Origin of the sequence: Marinobacterium jannaschii DSM 6295 (assembly GCF_000620085.1) — a bacterium.
GTDB lineage: Bacteria > Pseudomonadota > Gammaproteobacteria > Pseudomonadales > Balneatricaceae > Pontibacterium > Pontibacterium jannaschii.
This window is the reverse complement of sequence record NZ_JHVJ01000045.1, coordinates 1-3,263: the sequence shown is the minus strand read 5'-3', so window position 1 is coordinate 3,263 and position 3,263 is coordinate 1. Positions and strand designations below refer to the sequence as shown.

The window sequence follows — 3,263 nt, the reverse complement described above, 5'->3', positions numbered from 1 at the left end:
ATTAAAGAGCACCCATGAGGAAAGCCTCAGGGGTTACTTCGCCTATTGACGCGGGGACGGCTCATATGTGTTATAAGCTTTCATCCGCGACCTCGATACTAAAGTGCTTAACTTGATAGCCGTAGTTTTTGAAATCGTTTGCTTTTACTAAGGCGCGGTCTTGTGATTTCCCTTTGGTCCAGTCTAATCCAACTACGACAGTGCTAGATCTTCTGGCCTCAGAGAACATCATTAGTAACTTGAAACTATCAGCATGGTCACAGTTCCCAGACTTGCATTGCTTGACGTATTCGTCAATCGTAATGCAAAACGAGTGTGGCTTAAATATAAGCTCATCTCCTTGTGGAAGCGTAATATTGTGCGATATAGATTGATCTCCGTACCACACTTGAAACCACGCTCCGCCACCACACATGCTTCCTTGATATTCGCATACGGCTGTTTCGGAAAAACTTACTTCGCTCGTTTCATATGAGATTGTGAGAGAAAGGTCAATTTTCTTTATTGCACCCTCAGGGGGGAAAGACTGCTCTTTTTCACTTGAGTTGCAAGCAGAACTACCAGCAATAACTGATGTGGTTGCATTCAGTGCTTGGCAACTCACCAATATAGGAACCAGTAGTAAAATTAGGATATTTCTCATATGTTCGACTGCTTATAACGCCCACAACTGCGGCGGCAAAGCCGTAGCGACGAAGGAGCGAAGGTTTTGACGTCCGACAGCCTGTGCTTGTTAACTGTGTTTACCAGAATTTCCACCATGGCTTTTTTACCCCTGGGTGGCTGACCTTCAAAAACTGAGGCTCGCTTTCACCTCCGTCTTTTGATACAGCAACTATTCTAATAACAATATCTATCGGCTCTTGTTCGACTGAGTAACCATCAAGCCATATGAAAGAGTACTCACCAACTTCGGTGTATTTTTTTACTCGAACGATTGGCTTTTCACCAAATAGCTGGTCTTCAAATTCACCCTGCGAAATGGAAAATACATAGCCAGTATCTTGCTCTGGTTCGGGGTTCACTGTGAGCTTGATTGATCCAGCATCATTGCAAGAGCCAATATTGCCCTTTGTCCCTCTATGTATCGAAGTCAGCGTGAAATTTGGCTGCTCCGGAATTATCGATTCTTGATTTGTAGTAACGAATTCTTCCGTAACTCGAGCAAATGAGCATGCTAGAGAACCTACTGGAAATAGTAGTAGCAAAATAAATGCAATTCTGTTCATAGCTCCTCTACAGTGTCGTGGTAGGACGGCCAGTTACCTGTACCGCCCCCACACAGATCCGGACGTGCGGAACTACCGCATCCGGCTCTTCGATTATATGTTCGCCCGCGTAATGCCGGCCCCTAACTGTAACTTACCCGCCTGATACGCGGCACCCGCACATCAAACCAACGCAGTAACTGACTAAACTCCCTCCAGTTATAACTGCGCCTTTGACTGCGGCGATTCAACCACTTAAACAGCGCTCTGACCATCTGATAATGCAAACGGGACAAGCTTTTACTATTCCCCGGTATCCCGAAGTAATTGCCAAAACCTTGGAGTTTTCGCTTTACCGTTGCGATCAGAGTCTGGATCGGTTGGGATCGGTTGTATTTGATCCAGCGCACCATTTCCTTAATGCTTTCCCGTTGCTTCAGTCTGGCCGTTTTCAGATAAACTACGCATTTACCGGCGGGGCTTAAACCCCAGTAAATCTCAAAACCCAGAAAGACGATAAAGCGTTGCCGCCCCGGCTCAAATCGACTGAAACGAAGGAGTCGCGTTTTATCGCTTGCTAGTGTCAGGCCGAATTTGCTCAACCGTTTCGCCAGCAGATTCCGGAATAACCGGGCATCACGTTGATACTGGAAGGCCACGACGAAGTCGTCCGCGTAACGTACCAGCATGGCATTGCCATCCAGGCGACAACGGATAACCTTTTCAAACCACAGATCAAGCGCGTAGTGGAGGTAGATGTTGGCCAACACCGGGGAGATGATGCCACCTTGCGGCGATCCCTTCTCCGGCTTGCGCTGGCAACCATCCGGTTCGATCACGCGTGCTCTCAGCCATTGTTTGATCAGGTTAATCAGTGCTTTGTCATCGATACGCTGTTCTAGCATCCGGATCAGCCAACGATGATCCATGTTGTCGAAGAAGCCTTGAATATCAGCCTCTACGACATAGCCATAGTTCCCTCGCTGTAACCCTGAGCGGATCTGTTCCAGCGCATCATGAGCACTCTTCCGCGGACGATATCCGTAACTGTACGGCAGGAAGTCAGCTTCCCAGATGCTTTGCAGTATCTGGGAAGTAGCTTGTTGCACCAGTTTGTCCTCGAGTGTAGGCAAACCCAGCGGGCGGGTTTTGCCGTTACTCTTGGGGATGTAGACACGCTTAACCACCGATGCACGGTATGCCTTGTCTACCAGCTGCTGCTGTAGCTGTTTCAGGTTGTGGTTAAGCTTCTGGCCGTAATCATCGGCGGTAATTCCGTCGATGCCCGGCGTAGAAGCCTTGTTCAGTGCTCCCCAGCTTACAGCCAGCAGGCGTTTATCCAATAGCCTGTACAGGTTCTGAAAGCGATGTTTGGGGTGGGTACGTGCTTTACATGCGATAGCCAGAAGTGCGGTTGTCATGCCTTCTCCGACCCTACTTTGTTCGGGGCATGTATCTGCTTCTGGCTGATATAACCGTCAGCCCCTTCGCCAATCATGACTACTATGAGCTGATCCGACTCCCGGACGACCTTCGTTCGTTTCGTCTCTCGACTAGACATCCCTACCTGCTCCTTCAGGGGCCTGTCCGGGCCTCCCAAGTTCCTGATGCGTCTCTCTGCACATGCCACGGTTTGAAAACCCCGCCGACTCGCCACCCTCTCATCAAAACGAAGGCTTTGTTCTGGCTTCGCTAATGTTACACACCTCGCCAGTCGGGAATTTATTTTCGGGGCGATGCCAACGCTTCAGGAATGCGGTCATTCCCTGTGGCCTATGCAGTACTCTGTGTACGCTTCACCTGATTTGTTCGCGTGGTTGCTGGCCATCTCTGGGCAACAGGAAAGTGTATGCGATCCCCACGCTCCGCCTCCGGCGCAACACTCGATACCGGCTGCTGATTAGGCTTTACCGGGTGAGGACTTCCACCTCACTAGACGCACCAAGCTTCGCTTGGCGCTCTAACACTTAGTTCACGACGCGAGCTTGCGCTGTTTGCAAGCACGCCTCGTGTAACGGATTGTTGGATTGGGCCGCCGTGACCAAGTAGCAGTTA

Annotated in this window: 3 protein-coding genes; all 3 read right to left on the bottom strand. The window is 49.7% G+C overall.

Annotated features, from left to right (window positions below; genetic code table 11):
- Positions 1–70: 70 nt before the first annotated feature.
- The 3 genes from Q354_RS0115960 to ltrA all read right to left on the bottom strand — a co-directional run bounded on the left by Q354_RS0115960 (position 71) and on the right by ltrA (position 2,629).
- Positions 71–643, bottom strand: coding sequence for a hypothetical protein (locus Q354_RS0115960; RefSeq protein ID WP_027858474.1), 573 nt, complete (start codon positions 641–643; stop codon positions 71–73).
- A gap of 100 nt (positions 644–743) precedes the next feature.
- Positions 744–1,229 (bottom strand): hypothetical protein, encoded by a 486-nt coding sequence (locus tag Q354_RS0115955; protein ID WP_027858473.1) that lies wholly within the window; start codon positions 1,227–1,229, stop codon positions 744–746.
- Between the two features lie 122 nt (positions 1,230–1,351).
- Positions 1,352–2,629, bottom strand: a complete 1,278-nt coding sequence (gene ltrA, locus Q354_RS0115950; RefSeq protein WP_027858472.1) for a group II intron reverse transcriptase/maturase — start codon at positions 2,627–2,629, stop codon at positions 1,352–1,354.
- Positions 2,630–3,263 lie beyond the last annotated feature (634 nt).